Source organism: Sphingobacterium sp. Lzh-3 (genome assembly GCF_046764375.1).
GTDB lineage: Bacteria > Bacteroidota > Bacteroidia > Sphingobacteriales > Sphingobacteriaceae > Sphingobacterium.
In genome coordinates this window covers 3,562,144-3,577,015 of sequence record NZ_CP177226.1, presented here as the reverse complement: position 1 = coordinate 3,577,015, position 14,872 = coordinate 3,562,144, and the positions used below count along the sequence as shown (strand labels likewise).

Below are 14,872 nucleotides of genomic sequence, written 5' to 3'. Positions count from 1 at the left end.
CAACTGATATGCCAAATTTAATATTTATTGCCAATTTATTGTACATCTAACAACTTTATTACAGTTATATTATACCTTCTTTCAATAGGTCCTGTATGTGGATAACACCCGCATAATTCCCTTTGTCGGAAACCAGTAGTTGTGTGATGTTATTTTCACGCATAATATGGAGAGCATTGGCTGCCAATTCATTTTTGTCAATGATTTTTGGTGATTTTCCCATGATATCGGCGGCAGTAATTGCCGCTAAATTGGTGTGTTTCTCCAACATACGACGGATATCACCGTCAGTGATGATGCCGAGTATGTGGTCAGCATCCAACACCGCTACAGCTCCAAGTCTAAACTTTGTTATGGTGATGATGATATCACTTACAGTGGCTTGCGGTTGGACACTGGGTTTGCCGTTCTGATCGGATAGATCGCCGACTCTTAAATACAGTTTTTTTCCTAATGCTCCTCCTGGATGGTATTTTGCAAAATCTTTATCCGTGAAATCGCGGCACTCTTGTAATACGACTGCAAGCGCATCACCCATGGCTAACTGAGCTGTTGTACTTGACGTCGGAGCAAGGTTGTTAGGACACGCTTCTTTTTCAACGGTCGTGTTTAAGATATAGTCTGCATTTTTAGCGAGGTAAGATTCCGTATTTCCGACCAGAGCAACCAATACATTTTTTGTCTGTTTTAAAAACGGGACAAGTACTTTAATTTCAGGTGTATTACCACTTTTAGAGATCGCAATAATTAAATCATTTTGTTGGATAATACCAAGGTCTCCGTGGATAGCATCAGCCGCATGCATAAAGATCGATGGTGTGCCTGTCGAATTTAGCGTGGCTACAATCTTTTGAGCGATAATAGCACTTTTGCCAATTCCAGTTACAATGACGCGGCCCTTTAAGCTTAGAATACGATCGACAACGGTAACAAAATCATCATCAATATATTGAGCTAAAGCAGCTACTGCCTTGGCTTCTTCTTGAATAGCTTGAATCGCTATATTTTTTATTTCGTAGTTGTTTTTCACAAAAAATACTCTTACTTTTATGTATTAGAATAGATTGCAAAAATAGATTATTTTTCAAGATTATTTCTTCATTTATCTATCTTATTTTTGCCCAAGGCGCAATGGAAATAGAAAAATCACTTTTCGACAATTTACAAGATTTTTTTGGTTTTGATACTTTTAAAGGGGATCAAGAGGCAATTATAACTAGTATTCTTCAACGAAGAGATACTTTTGTAATAATGCCGACCGGAGGAGGGAAATCAATTTGCTATCAGCTTCCTGCTCTTATGAGTGAGGGAACTGCAATTGTTATTTCTCCGCTGATTGCTTTAATGAAAAACCAGGTAGATCAGCTTCGTGCATTCGGTGGCGAAGATAGTATCGCTCATTTTTTAAATTCATCATTGAATAAGAGCGAAATTACAAAGGTTAAGGATGATGTACTCGCTGGGAAGACCAAATTGCTGTATGTAGCTCCAGAATCACTTGCTAAGCAAGATAATTTGGAATTCTTACACCAGATTACCGTCTCTTTCGTAGCGGTTGACGAAGCGCATTGTATTTCGGAATGGGGGCACGATTTCAGACCAGAATATCGTAAAATACGGCAGGTAATCAACGAAATAGGTGCTAATATTCCTATTATAGCTCTTACGGCGACTGCTACTCCTAAAGTTCAGTCGGATATCCGTAAAAATTTACAGATGAATGATGCCGTTTTATTTAAGTCATCATTTAATCGGAGCAATTTATATTACGAGGTAAGACCTAAAAAAGATGTTGTTAAAGAGATTGTTCGTTTTATCAAAACCAAATCGGGAAAGACTGGTATTGTCTATTGTTTGAGCCGTAAAAAGGTAGAGGAAATCAGTGAGGTTTTGAACCTAAATGGTATCAAAGCTTTACCTTATCATGCTGGTCTAGATGCGAAAACGAGAGCTGATACACAGGATAAGTTTTTGATGGAGGATGTCGAAGTGATTGTGGCTACCATTGCTTTTGGTATGGGAATAGACAAACCGGACGTTCGTTATGTCATTCACCATGATATTCCTAAATCCATGGAAGGATATTACCAGGAAACTGGACGTGCAGGACGTGATGGGGGCGATGGTTATTGTTTGGCTTTTTATTCGGAAAAAGATGTTGAAAAGCTGACCAAGTTTATGAAAGATAAACCTGTGGCCGAACGCGAGATCGGGACACAGATCTTAAAAGAGGTTATTGATTATTCGGAGTCTGCAGTATGTCGTCGTAAACAAATTCTTCATTATTTTGGAGAAAATTTTGACGAGCAGGGCTGTAATAATATGTGCGACAACTGCCGCTCGGAGAAAGAATATTTTGAGGCCGAAGTCTCCTTGAAAAATATACTGGGCTTCATTCAGGAGCAGGGCGAGAAATTTGATGATCATCACGTGATCAACGTCATGATGGGTCAAAATAATCAACCTGTATCTTCCTATAAACATGATGAACATCGTCTTTTCGGAACGGGTAAAGAGAAAGGTGTTATCTATTGGAAATCTTTGCTTAGACAGGCTGTGCTTGATAACTTTATTGAAAAAGATATTGATCATTATGGCCTTTTAAAATTGACAGATATTGGCCGTCATTATCTGGATAACCCTTATCAACTAAAATTTGTTTTGAATCGTCCAATTGAAGGGGGAGATAGCACAAATTCGGAAGATACAGGGCACGGCACAGGAGCTTTAGATACCGTCTTGTTGGGTATGCTTAAAGACTTACGCAAGAAAATTGCAAAAGGGAAGTCATTGCCTCCGTTTGTCATCTTTCAAGATCCTTCGCTGGAAGAAATGTGTACACATTATCCAATTGCCATCGATGAGTTGAAACAGATCCAGGGAGTAGGGAATGGTAAAGCGATTAAATTTGGCGCACCATTTATTGCCTTGATCAAAGATTACGTTGAGGAAAATGAAATCGATAGACCTGTAGATCTTGTCATTAAAAGTACAGCTAATAAATCGGCATTAAAGGTGTCTATTATTCAAAATATCGATCGTAAAATTGCATTGGATGATATTGCTTCAGCTAAGGGGATAACTTACGAGGAAATATTGAAGGAAATAGAAACGATTGTAAATGCGGGCACAAAAATCAATATCAATTATTTTATTGATGAGATTATTGATGAGGATCGCCAGGATGAGGTATACGACTATTTTAAGACAGCGGAGACTGATTCAATTAATGATGCGCTTAAAGAACTTGGAGGGGATGATTACAGTTATGAAGATCTCCAATTGATGCGAATCAAATTTTTATCAGAGCTTGGCAATTAATATTTTTATAATTTTATGATTAACAGATACATTCCCGAAATAAAGAATGGGACATCGCAGAATTTCTTTTTAATGGCAGGGCCATGTGCAATAGAGGGAGAAGAAATCGCTTTGCGTATTGCTGAAAAGATTGTTACAATTACAGATAAACTTAATATTCCTTACATTTTCAAGGGATCCTACCGTAAGGCCAATCGGTCCCGCCTAGATTCATTTATGGGAATAGGTGATGAAAAGGCGCTGAAGATTTTAGAAAAAGTTGGGAAAACTTTTGGTGTACCTACGGTGACAGATATCCATGAGAGCCACGAAGCAGAAATGGCAGCTGCATACGTTGACGTTCTTCAAATTCCAGCATTTTTGTGCAGACAGACTGATTTATTGGTTGCGGCGGCAAAAACGAATAAGGTGGTCAATGTAAAAAAGGGCCAGTTTTTGAGCGCTGGATCTATGAAATTTGCAGTAGATAAAATCGTGGAATCTGGAAATGAAAAGGTTTTTTTAACTGATCGTGGCAATACATTCGGCTATCAGGATCTCATTGTAGATTATCGAGGGATTCCCGAAATGCGTGCTTTTAACGTACCCGCAGTGATGGACTGTACACATTCCTTGCAACAACCGAATCAGACTTCTGGCGTAACAGGAGGAAAACCAGCTTTAATTGAAACAATCGCGAAAGCAGCTATCGCCGTGGGAGCTGACGGTCTGTTTATAGAAACACATCCTGATCCTGCAAATGCGAAATCTGATGGCGCCAATATGTTACATTTGGATTTACTTGAAGGCTTGATGGAAAAACTGGTACGAGTTAGACAAGCTATTTTATAGTATAATAAATAAATCACAATAAAAAGGAGCCAATAGGCTCCTTTTTTATAATCAATTATATCAAACTTAAAGCTAAATTATTATATGTTATCAAAAGTTGCGTTGACAGCGTTTTTTTTGTTGTCTTTTTCTGCCATTAAAGCGCAGGAGAATTATAGTTGGTTTTCTCCACTAGAAGATAAACATGTGGAAGGTAGGTTGGAGAATCAGAAGCTTTCAGCCTTCAACAGACTTCCGGATGAATTGGAAAGTCAGGTACGTAAACCTGTATGGGAGCTAGGTAAGAATAGCGCAGGATTCTATATTGACTTTCAAACTTCTTCGCCTGAGATTACAGTTCAATACCAAGTTGTCGGAGGCTTAAATATGCCCCATATGCCAACAACAGGTGTTAGTGGGCTGGATCTTTATGCTTATGATACGGCAAAGAAAGAATGGAAGTGGGCTTATGGCAGTTATGATTTTTCGGATACTATTTCTTATACGTGGAAGAATATTGGGCGCAATGAAAAATTTAATTACCGCTTATATCTTCCGCTCTACAATACTGTTAAGTGGTTAAAGATTGGTGTGCCTAATACGGCTAAATTAACATATACTCATATCACAACGGCAAAACCTATTGTTGTTTATGGAACTTCGATTGGACAGGGGGCCTGTACAAGCCGTCCTGGTTTGGCTTGGACCAGTCAGGTAGGAAGGGCATTTAATAACGAAGTGATCAATTTATGTTTCTCTGGAAATGGTCGGCTTGAACAGCCTATTTTAAATATGATGAACCAAGAAGATGCCGCTTGTTATATTCTCGATTGTATTCCCAATCTGGCTATTTCGAAATCGTTAACAGAAACACAATTGGATTCTTTGTTGGTCCATGCGGTGACATTTTTAAGAAAAGAACATCCCGCAACGCCTATCATTTTGACCCAGCATAGTTCGGGAAGTATAGCAGAGGTTTTCAATGAAGACAAAAATGCAGAGTATCAGCAAAGCAGCCGTGTACTGAAAGCTGCGTTTGAAAAATTACAATCGAAAGGGGTTCGTCAGCTTTTCTTATTGTCGAGCCAAGAGCTTAATCTGGATCTGAATTCGACTGTAGATTATGCTCATCCAAATGATCAAGGTATGGAAAGAATCGCAAATGCGTATATTAAATTGTTGAAGAAAATTCTAAAGTAGGCTATTCTTAATGGGGACGCTCTGGATATGAGCGTTCGGAATTCACTGACTCAATAATAGGGCATCGTATATGAAACAGATTTATTGGATTAGCATACATCCGTCAGCACAATAATAAAATAGAAAAGGGAAGTTTTAAACTTCCCTTTTCTATTTTATTTCTTTTTCATTTTCATCGTCATTTTTGCCTTTTCGCCGCCTCCATAATTAAAGGTCTTGGCATTGCTTTCTTTCTTTTGGTGAAAAGCACCGCCACGGGACAGATCTTCTTTATCTTCCTCTTTGCTCGACTTTTTCTTTTTGTCGGTGATGGGATTATAGATTGCAAGATCCTCAGGCAATTCCAAAACATCCATTCTTTTACCGACGGCCTGTTCTATTTTTTTAACCATTGGTAATTCCAGATCTGTTGTGAAAGTCAATACGACCGATTCTTCATTATCGTCATTTTTAACAAGATGATTTAAGAATTCCTCCTTTTCATTCGGTAACTCAAATTGAAAAATGAATGGAATAGCGGAAAGGTCCACATCGTTTGTATTTTCCCGTGCAATAATCAAGACACGAGATTGATTATTTTCCTTGAAATCTTCCATGGTTTCATAGCCAAAATCATCGTAGAACAATGGATTGAGGATAGCAATTTCTTCTTTATTGCTACTGAACAAACTGCTGGCCAACTTTTGGGCAGTAAGTTTCGAGTTTACAAAGACGACTACTTTTTGAAATACTTCTTTATCCTGCAACAGAAGATTTAATAAATTGATCTTTGTTGTGAAATTAGGAACATGATATAATAATAGATCTAGGGTGTCGACAGTGTCATTTTCAAGTTCATCTATTTCGACTGAGGCACAATTTTCATTCATGAAATTGTCGATCATGTCATAAAGTTTTTGGTGTTCAACAGTACTGAAAACCAAATGTTGTACCTTTCCACAGCTTTCGGCTAATTCCCTTACTGTATTTTGCATTCCTTGTTTGATAATCTCTTCAGCATCATCAATAATTAATGTCTGAATACGGTTGAGATTCAAGGCCAATTTAAGATAGATCGCTCTTGCACGATTTGGAGTAGCTACAACAATATCTTTTCCATCAACCAGTTCTTCGATTTCTTCTTCCATGCTACCTGAAGCCCGCAATCCAATGATGCGTAGACCTTTATTTTTGCTTAATTGGTAGAATCTCTCAACAATTTCGTCGATACGTTCTTCATTAGGCGCCAAGATCAAAAACTTCGGAGCTTCATCTGTTGTGAATTTCAACTTCATCAAGGTAGATAAGACATAAGTTGTGGTTTTGCCAGCACCTTCCGGAGCGATGGCAATCACATCCTGTCCACCAAGAATTCTGGAAATGCATCTACTTTGAATTTCCTTTGGAGCCAGATAACCGAGTTCAGTCATCGTAGCAGTCAATCTTTTGCTAAGTTTTAGTTTCTCTAACGACACGTATCCTTTTATTTATGTAAGTTACAAAAATACAAATTTAGATCTTAGATCAGCTAATGTGCGCCCATTTTTGAAAATAGATTGATAATAATGACTCCAACAACAATCAATACCATGCCGATAATGGCTGCTGTATCGGGAATCTGTTTGAATAAGAACATACCAATCAGTGTAATGGCAACGATACCAACGCCAGACCAAATTGCATAGGATATTCCGACGGGGAGGTATTTAAGTGTGATACTTAAAAAATAGAAGGCAATAATATAACCTACAATACAGATAAGGGTAGGTTTTATAAGGGTAAAACCTGCAGACTTCTTTAGAAAAGTGGTTGCAAATATCTCAGCGGCTATGGCAAGAAATAGATAAATGTATTTCATTGTTACAAAGGTACAATTTTTTGTTTGGTAAGGTTCGGTTAATTAGGTCAATAACAGCGAGAAGTTAAGTTGTTTTAGAGATAGTGAATTGCGTATAAGGGTAAATTTATCTAAGTTTGGCCAATTCACATAGCTAGAACAATTATTTTTTTATGGGGCATATTCAAAATTTTTGGAGATCGGTACTGATATTTTTTACTTTTTTATGTGTCTGTTTTACTGTTTTTGGCCAAGAGCAACTGCAGGAGTTAAAGAAATCGTATTACAGTCTTCCTTTAGGAAGCAAGGAGCGGTTTGTATTGACTGGAAAATATGCGCAGGCCTTATATTTTAATAATGAGAAAGCGTTGGCCAGTCAACTGCTTAATGATAATATTCAGTTGGCAAGAAATTATCCAGACAAGCAATATTATGCTTATTTGAATTGTATTGCAGCCATGAACAGCTTTAACGATCATGCATATGAAAAATCACGGTATTATTTAGAACATGCTAAATCCGTACTCCCCATAGTTACCGATAATGGAATAAAGGGTTATGTTCATTATTGTGATGGATGGGTTATGACGCGGCAGAATAAGGAGGATGAAGCCGTTTCCCAATTCCATAAAGCGATTCCATTTTTGGAGAAGGCGCCACAGACTGAGGCAAATATCGCCCGAAAATTGGCGGTTTATAAAGAGCTTACAGCTATCTATGCAAATCAGCGTAACTATGATTTCCAGGAGAAGTATACTTCTCTTTTGTTAGAAACGGCTAAAGAAGGGAAGAATGTCAATAGCCTATTTGACGCCTACATGCAGGCTGGTTATCTATTTGAAGAGGAGTATAGATCGAATAATGCAGATCGTGATCTATTGAGGAAAGCTGAACAACACTATCTTGAGGCTTATAATTTGATCAATAAGAATGAGAAGCATCTGGTTAATCCGACTGATCTAGCGTATGTTTCAGTTAATCTAGCGAATCTGTACCATGAGTTTTATCCTGATAATGGCGGTAAGAAAGCGATATTCTACGCCAGACAGGCTTTAGATATCGCAGCTGAAACGGGGCAATATGCCATTACAATACCTGCTTATGGTATCCTCGCTGATGAGTCTTTCAAAGTGGGGCATTGCGAGGAAGGAAAAAAATATCTGCAGCAGGCACTGTACAATCTTCAAAGAGAGGCCCATTACGATTATCAAGTGGGGCTAAGCCTATTTAGTAGACTGGCTGAAGTAAGTGTTGAAGAAGGTAAATATGAAGAGGCTTTCAATTATCAAAAAAGCTACATAGATGTATTTGAAAAAGCTTTTAATTCGGATAAACTCGATAAAACGAAGCAGCTGGAGCTGAAGTATGAGCGTGAACTGCAAAACCAAAAGTTAATGCGGCTTCGATTGGAAGGGGAGAAAAAGGAACAGCAGATCAAGTTGATGAAAGCCTTGAATGATAGGCAGCATCAACTGGTGGAGAATTTGAAGTTAAATGAACTGAATCGAAGCCAGCAACTTAAAGTATTGCAGCTCGAACGGGATAAGAAGGAGCAGGATCTGCAATTAAGCCGACTGGAAAATGAACAACGCTTACAGGAGCTTGATGTTTCCAAAAAACAGATTGCTTTCAAGTCACGGATGAATTCGATCTATATCTGGTTATTTATCAGTTGTTTGATTGTGATCGTATTGTTGTTTTACGCCTACTGGCAACGTTCAAAGGCATTGAAGCAAAAGGAACATTTGCATGAGCTTGAGATAGAAAAGAATAATCAACAACATGCCATTAAAAACCTGACTGCGATGTTGGCAGGGGAAGAGAAAGAGCGTACCCGTCTCGCTCGCGACCTTCATGATGGATTGGGAGGTTTACTGTCAAGTACCAAATTGGGATTATCAGCCATCAATAAAAATGCTTTGGAGCAAGAAACCATGAAAGCAGGAATCGATCGAAGCATTGATTTGCTGGACGGGGCTGTCGATGAACTTCGCCGGCTTGCGCATAATCTTATGCCAGATTTAATTGTAAAATATGGTTTGAAAGAAACTTTAAGAGACTATGCAAGCCGAATGAGTCAATCTACATGTCAAGTTGAATGTGAATTTTTACAATTCGAATCAACCCTAAGTACGGAACAGGAGATTTCTTTGTATAGAGTTATTCAAGAATTGGTGAATAACGCGTTGAAGCATGCTAATGCGACCAACATTTTAATACAGCTTTCTTCACATAATAAACGTTTACATATTACAATTGAAGATGATGGCAAGGGTTTTGATATGGAAAGTGTCGATTTGCAGCATTCTGCAGGAATGCATAATGTGCGATCAAGACTTTCGTTTCTAAACGGGGAAATGAAGTTTATGTCGGAGAATGGAGCGGGTACAACCATTGAATTGGAATTACCCATGATTTAACTTTTTGGAAAAATGATAAAAATAGCGATTACAGACGATCACCCTTTGCTACTTGAGGGATTGAAAAACATTATAAATGCGCATGAGGATTTTGAAGTAGTGGGTATGTATTCCAGTGCAACTGAACTGTTCCATCGTATTGCTACTGATATGCCATTGGTATTGCTACTTGATATCAATCTACCGGATGCTAACGGTATCGATTTGGTTAAAGGCCTGAAGGATAGTAATAAGGATTTAAAAATTATTGCGTTTAGTGTCCACAATGAATTTGCAGTGATCAACAGCATTTTAAATGAGGGCGCCAATGCCTATTTACAGAAAAATGCAAATGGTGATGAAATACTTGCTGCCATTTCCGCTGTTCTTGTTGGAAGAAGATATCTCTGTGAAAAAACTCAGGCTATCTTGAATAAGAAAGTGGAAATGGGGCTTAAGCAAGTACCAAAATTGACACGTCGTGAGAAAGAAGTGCTTACTTTCGTAGCGCAAGGAATGACAACAAACCAAATTGCAGATTCATTGTTTATCAGTTCACATACGGTAGAAAGCCATCGCAAGAATCTAATGGAGAAATTTCAAACCAAAAGTGTTACTGCTGCAGTAAAATCGGCTATTGAATACGGATTAATTCGGGAAAACTAATTAAATTCCCCAATTCCCTGATTTCAGGGATGAAAAGATCTCCAGGCATTTGATACTTTTGCTATTATTGATTTAAAATAGAAGGTATCAAGTGCATTGTTGAAAACTAGTATTTTGCGCTATTTCAAGAGAAGACATTGTTTCGGTCTTCGATTCATTGATCTATTTTAAGATTCATCGGTCTATTTTAAATAGAATCTGTTTCAGAACAAAATTTCAAATCTAGGTTTTTCTTAGAGCGCCTAATACTGCGAAATATAACTTTTTCCAGCTTGAGGGACCTTTCAGAGAAGCTTTTAGGAGATAAACAACCAAAAATTACTGATTCAATTGATATGATTAAAAAAATAATACTTTGGACGATAGCTGTCCTCGTACTTTTGGCGATCGTTGCCTGGGGCGGTTACATACTACGACAGCAAGAATCCTACAAATCATTGGTCCATAAAAAAAGTAAGGCTTTGTTGACCGTATCATTAGATGATATTCTTTTGAATCAGTTTTTTAATAAATGGCAGTCAGCGCCGAAAGAGGGGCAAGATTTTGGTCAAAAACTAAGTAAACTCAAAGACAATGGAATTGATATCAAAGCGAATGTATTTCTTTTTGCTTTGGAGCCCCACCCCAAAAACTTTTATGCTTTTTTTCAGCTAAAGGATAAGCAACAATTTTTGACCTTTCTAAAAGATGTGATACAGGTTGGTGCAGTGGAAAGTAATTTAGCCCCTGATGTGAACTATGCCTATCATCAACCGAGCAAAATCGCATTTATCTGGAAAGGGGATGACCTGCTGCTAAGTCTAGGCTTTGATCTTGATACAAAGAAAGAAGAAATGCTTCAGCTAATTCAATCAAAAGAAGACCGTGTTACCATCGAACAATTTATTAACCGTCCAAGTACATTGACAGGTAAATCACTGCGTTATAGTGATATTTCAACGGATAATTTTATTGAGCTTGATTTGAAAGGAGACCATCTCGATGTGTCTGGCGAATTTTTCTCAACAGATTGGAACTTTCCGAAGGAATATCTTGTTAGAGAACTCGTTTCCGCAAAATACATTGGTAAAGCTTGGATCAATATCCCCAATAGTCAATTTAAAAATCAGCTAAAGCAATTAGTTAGCGAACTTCCTATAGCCGCTGATTCTATTATAGCACATTTGGATGGAAATTACGTCGATATTGAAATTTTGAAAAACAAGGTCATTCAAACAGATACCATTATTAATTATGCGGTTGACGAAAATTTCGAAACGATCGAAGAGAAAACACCCTACGAAACGAAAGTTCCCGAAGTAAGATTAGCGATGCGTGGAGATAACGACATGCGCAGATTCCTTCCCAGTAAATTATTTTATCAATGGTTTCAAAAACAAGATAAGGAGTTTAGTTTGCTGACCACGTCAAAGGATATTGATAAACTTAATGTGGCTTACGGTAAGACAGCTGAGCTATCCCATGTTGCAGTTCATTTGGTAGATTGGCCAAATGAAGCTAAAATATCACCGATTCTATTATTGAAAACCATCGCTTCAGATATTACGCTGAGTCTGAAAGTTGTAGACCACAATCGCTTGGTTCTCCAGGGAACTATAGCGGACTACTCGCATTAAAACACACTAATTACAAACTTTCTTCGCTTCTCAGTGGTTTGTTCTTGAGTACAAAATACAAGAACATGGATAAACGAACTAAAAGTAGAAGTAAGGTGAAAACCTATTGGCGAATTTTAAAAAGTACGGTCTCGGGATTTTTGAATGAGGATTCGATGAAGTATAGTGCTTCATTATCCTATTATACTGTTTTTTCTATTGGTCCAATATTGGTTTTAATGATTGCCTTAGCCGGAATTTTTTATGGTGAGGATGCAATTGAAGGGAAAGTATTCTTGGAACTCCGTGGATTGGTGGGAAGCAGTGCCGCAAGACAGATTCAAGAGGTTATTCAGAATTTGCAACTTTCAGGAAAATCAAACCTGGCATTGCTTGTCAGTGGTATTACATTGATTTTAGGAGCAACGACTGTTTTTGGGGATATACAGAATTCGATCAATAAGATTTGGCATGTAAGGGCGAAGCCGAAAAAAGGCTGGTTAAAATTGATTCAGGATAGATTATTGTCTTCTTCTTTGGTGATTGGATTGGGGTTCTTGTTAGTTGTTACATTGATTGTAAATGGTGTAATATTAGCATTGACAGATCAGCTACAGCATTATTTCCCGGAAATAACGGTGATGTTAATGGATGGGATTAACTTTGCATTGTCCTTCGGAATTATATTCTTATTATTTAGTGTCATATTCAAAGCGCTTCCGGATGTCAATATACATTGGCGGACAGTAAGGGCGGGGGCCTTATTTACTTCGATTTTATTTGTATTGGGACGTTATTTAATTGGAGTCTATCTGGAGCATTCTGCAACCCAAGATACCTATGGAGCGGCAGGTTCATTTGTGCTGATCCTGCTTTGGGTCTACTACACAGCAGCCATTTTATATTTTGGTGCAATCTACACAAGGGAGTATGCTACTGTAATGGGAATCCCTATTGAACCCTCGCAATATGCCGTGCATGTTGAAACGCAGGAAATTGAGCGTAATGTAACCGAAATACCTCCAGCTCCTTTAACGCCTGAGGAGCAGACGGTTACCGAAGAGGGTGCCAACTTTCCCAAGGAACCATAAACGTTAGATTTACTGAATTCTTACCACCAAATTCTGTAAATTTGATGGTAAAATCGATCTATTGTTTATGAACAAATTACAATCATTACGTGAGAAACTCAATTTAACCCAAGAGGAACTAGCACAAAAATCAAGTATTTCAGTTAGAACAATTCAGCGGATTGAAGCGGGGCAGTCGCCAAAGGGCTACACCCTTCGTGCACTTGCACAGGCATTGAATGTGGACGAATCGGAGTTTTCTGCATATGATATGCCTGCTGAATCCGAAAATCTCACATGGATCAAAATTATCAACCTTTCTTCCTTACCCTTTTCTATATTGCCTCCACTAAATGTTTTGGTGCCTATCGCAATCATGCTGTTAAAAAAACAGCATTCGTATAAGGTCCGTCAGTTAATCTCAATACAAATCGTATCTACCTTAATCGCGGTGTTACTGATGCTTGTTATTTTTATACTCAACGATTGGCTAGGTGTTAAAAGCAATGTGAAATTGCTTATTCCGCTATGTTGGATCTTTATGAATATAATCGTTATACTACGAAATGCGATCGGATTAAATAAAGGTGAAAATTCACGGATCTTGCCCGATATTAGTATTTTATAGCGACTATTATACAATTGTCGGGTAACTGTCGGGGCATTGTCGGGGCGTAAAAGTGTACTCTTCGTCCAGTATTTTTTTTCTTTGATCTTGAAAAAAAATACAAAATTATGAAAACACACTATCAAAAAAGGAAAAGCCATATGGCCTTGACTACCTTTGTCATTTTTCTTTCTCTTTTTACGATGACGAACGTCTTTCCACAAAATAAGATACCTTTGATCAAAGCTTCATCTGAGAAAGTCAGTATTAAAGACGGCGCCTATTGCCATGTCGACTGGAAATTAGATCCTAGAGCAAACCCTGATGTCTATTTCGTGAATATTCCAACGAAAGAAAGCACAGTCGTTTTTAGAACAGATCAGGAGGAATTAACTGTTATGACTAAACCCGGAGCAATGTATGATTTCATCGTACTATTGAATGGGGCGGATTCTTGTCACATTCGTATAAAGGCTCAACTACCACCTAATCTACCTGTATTAGATCGAAATGATCCCTTTCCTATGCGAATACCATTTCGTCTTATTGGCTCAAGGATTTTCCTGAATGGAACAATTAACAAGAAAAATGTTTCGATACAGTTTGATTTAGGAGCAGGAACAGGTGTTGTCAATAGAAATAACTCAAAGCAGCTGGATTTATTATTTTCATCGTTTACGACAGTTTCGAATACCGACGGGGTCAATAGCGAGCGGACAAGCCTAGACAATCAATTGCGTATTGGGCCGATGGTTTGGAAAAATGTGTCAATGACAGAGGTCGGTAATATGAAGTCCTTTGAAGATCTTATTATTGGTAACAGTTTCTTTCGAAATCACATTATTGAAATCGATTATGACAAAATGGAATTGGTAATTCATCGCGATCTCCCCACCAAAGCAAAGGAGTATACAAAGCTTCCGATATTTTACGAACAAAATCGACCAAAGTTTAAAGCCGCTTTTAGCCATAACCAACGACATTACGATTTTTGGTTCCTTTTTGACACAGGTCGTGATGGCACTATGCTGTTGGGGGAAGATTTTACCAGTATAGGGCACAATTGGGACAATCTAGAGCCACTTACCATGATCAGTAACCGAAAGATTATCCGTTTGAATGCTTCAATAGCTGGTGTTGAATTTAAAGATATTGTGACGAATGCCGCTGATCCGGCCAAGCCTAATGGCAGAACAAGTTTATTCGGAAATCAGATTCTGAACCATTTTAATGTCATTTTGGATAATCAGGAAGGATTTCTTTATCTGAAACCAAATGGTAGGATCAAGGAACCTTATTCAAACTATGAGGGATATTTGAACCAGATGTCTCAGTCAATGCAGAAAAATTAAAGTGTGCAGCCAATGTCGTTTGTTCAGGGAGCAAAT

Annotated in this window: 12 protein-coding genes; 9 read left to right on the top strand and 3 right to left on the bottom strand. The window is 38.0% G+C overall.

All coding sequences use genetic code 11. The annotated features are described in order from the left end of the window. Positions 1 to 64: 64 nt before the first annotated feature. On the bottom strand, positions 65 to 1,030 hold the full coding sequence (locus tag ACLCDV_RS15095) for a KpsF/GutQ family sugar-phosphate isomerase (protein ID WP_333574912.1): 966 nt from the start codon (positions 1,028 to 1,030) through the stop codon (positions 65 to 67). A gap of 101 nt (positions 1,031 to 1,131) precedes the next feature. Here ACLCDV_RS15095 and recQ point away from each other — a divergent pair, with 101 nt between their 5' ends. The 3 genes from recQ (at position 1,132) to ACLCDV_RS15080 (ending at position 5,331) form a co-directional block, all read left to right on the top strand. After that, positions 1,132 to 3,321 (top strand): DNA helicase RecQ, encoded by a 2,190-nt coding sequence (gene recQ / locus ACLCDV_RS15090; protein ID WP_411971538.1) that lies wholly within the window; start codon positions 1,132 to 1,134, stop codon positions 3,319 to 3,321. A gap of 15 nt (positions 3,322 to 3,336) precedes the next feature. Continuing rightward, a complete protein-coding gene (gene kdsA / locus ACLCDV_RS15085) occupies positions 3,337 to 4,152 on the top strand; it encodes a 3-deoxy-8-phosphooctulonate synthase (RefSeq protein WP_411971537.1) in 816 nt (271 codons plus the stop codon). Between the two features lie 84 nt (positions 4,153 to 4,236). After that, positions 4,237 to 5,331 carry an SGNH/GDSL hydrolase family protein gene (locus ACLCDV_RS15080; protein ID WP_411971536.1) on the top strand — a complete coding sequence of 365 codons (1,095 nt, stop codon included), beginning with the start codon at positions 4,237 to 4,239 and terminating at the stop codon, positions 5,329 to 5,331. Positions 5,332 to 5,486: 155 nt separating this feature from the next. Here the strand turns inward: ACLCDV_RS15080 and ACLCDV_RS15075 are convergent, their stop codons facing one another. Continuing rightward, a complete protein-coding gene (locus tag ACLCDV_RS15075; RefSeq protein WP_343566740.1) occupies positions 5,487 to 6,785 on the bottom strand; it encodes a DEAD/DEAH box helicase in 1,299 nt (432 codons plus the stop codon). A 53-nt stretch (positions 6,786 to 6,838) separates the two neighbouring features. Further along, positions 6,839 to 7,168 carry a DMT family transporter gene (locus tag ACLCDV_RS15070; protein WP_075992835.1) on the bottom strand — a complete coding sequence of 110 codons (330 nt, stop codon included), beginning with the start codon at positions 7,166 to 7,168 and terminating at the stop codon, positions 6,839 to 6,841. Positions 7,169 to 7,320: 152 nt separating this feature from the next. Here ACLCDV_RS15070 and ACLCDV_RS15065 point away from each other — a divergent pair, with 152 nt between their 5' ends. From ACLCDV_RS15065 to ACLCDV_RS15040, 6 genes are all read left to right on the top strand, one after another. Next, positions 7,321 to 9,567 (top strand): ATP-binding protein, encoded by a 2,247-nt coding sequence (locus tag ACLCDV_RS15065; RefSeq protein WP_411971535.1) that lies wholly within the window; start codon positions 7,321 to 7,323, stop codon positions 9,565 to 9,567. 12 nt (positions 9,568 to 9,579) lie between these two features. After that, the gene (locus ACLCDV_RS15060; protein ID WP_411971534.1) at positions 9,580 to 10,212 is read left to right on the top strand and encodes a response regulator; all 633 of its coding nucleotides are present in this window, start codon (positions 9,580 to 9,582) and stop codon (positions 10,210 to 10,212) included. 335 nt (positions 10,213 to 10,547) lie between these two features. Beyond that, complete coding sequence (locus ACLCDV_RS15055) at positions 10,548 to 11,828, top strand: hypothetical protein (protein ID WP_411971533.1); 1,281 nt, start codon at positions 10,548 to 10,550, stop codon at positions 11,826 to 11,828. Positions 11,829 to 11,893: 65 nt separating this feature from the next. Continuing rightward, positions 11,894 to 12,898 carry a YihY/virulence factor BrkB family protein gene (locus ACLCDV_RS15050; protein ID WP_411971532.1) on the top strand — a complete coding sequence of 335 codons (1,005 nt, stop codon included), beginning with the start codon at positions 11,894 to 11,896 and terminating at the stop codon, positions 12,896 to 12,898. 67 nt (positions 12,899 to 12,965) lie between these two features. After that, positions 12,966 to 13,505: a helix-turn-helix domain-containing protein gene (locus ACLCDV_RS15045; RefSeq protein WP_411971531.1), complete on the top strand. Its 540-nt coding sequence runs from the start codon at positions 12,966 to 12,968 to the stop codon at positions 13,503 to 13,505. Between the two features lie 107 nt (positions 13,506 to 13,612). Next, positions 13,613 to 14,836, top strand: coding sequence for a retropepsin-like aspartic protease (locus tag ACLCDV_RS15040; protein ID WP_317666146.1), 1,224 nt, complete (start codon positions 13,613 to 13,615; stop codon positions 14,834 to 14,836). The last annotated feature ends 36 nt before the right edge of the window (positions 14,837 to 14,872 follow it).

What these genes read in the sequence shown, in the direction of transcription:
- recQ (WP_411971538.1), top strand. Translation starts at nt 1,132, where the DNA reads ATGGAAATAGAAAAATCACTTTTCGACAATTTACAAGATTTTTTTGGT.
- kdsA (WP_411971537.1), top strand. Translation starts at nt 3,337, where the DNA reads ATGATTAACAGATACATTCCCGAAATAAAGAATGGGACATCGCAGAAT.
- ACLCDV_RS15080 (WP_411971536.1), top strand. Translation starts at nt 4,237, where the DNA reads ATGTTATCAAAAGTTGCGTTGACAGCGTTTTTTTTGTTGTCTTTTTCT.
- ACLCDV_RS15070 (WP_075992835.1), bottom strand. Translation starts at nt 7,168, where the DNA reads ATGAAATACATTTATCTATTTCTTGCCATAGCCGCTGAGATATTTGCA.
- ACLCDV_RS15065 (WP_411971535.1), top strand. Translation starts at nt 7,321, where the DNA reads ATGGGGCATATTCAAAATTTTTGGAGATCGGTACTGATATTTTTTACT.
- ACLCDV_RS15060 (WP_411971534.1), top strand. Translation starts at nt 9,580, where the DNA reads ATGATAAAAATAGCGATTACAGACGATCACCCTTTGCTACTTGAGGGA.
- ACLCDV_RS15055 (WP_411971533.1), top strand. Translation starts at nt 10,548, where the DNA reads ATGATTAAAAAAATAATACTTTGGACGATAGCTGTCCTCGTACTTTTG.
- ACLCDV_RS15050 (WP_411971532.1), top strand. Translation starts at nt 11,894, where the DNA reads ATGGATAAACGAACTAAAAGTAGAAGTAAGGTGAAAACCTATTGGCGA.
- ACLCDV_RS15045 (WP_411971531.1), top strand. Translation starts at nt 12,966, where the DNA reads ATGAACAAATTACAATCATTACGTGAGAAACTCAATTTAACCCAAGAG.
- ACLCDV_RS15040 (WP_317666146.1), top strand. Translation starts at nt 13,613, where the DNA reads ATGAAAACACACTATCAAAAAAGGAAAAGCCATATGGCCTTGACTACC.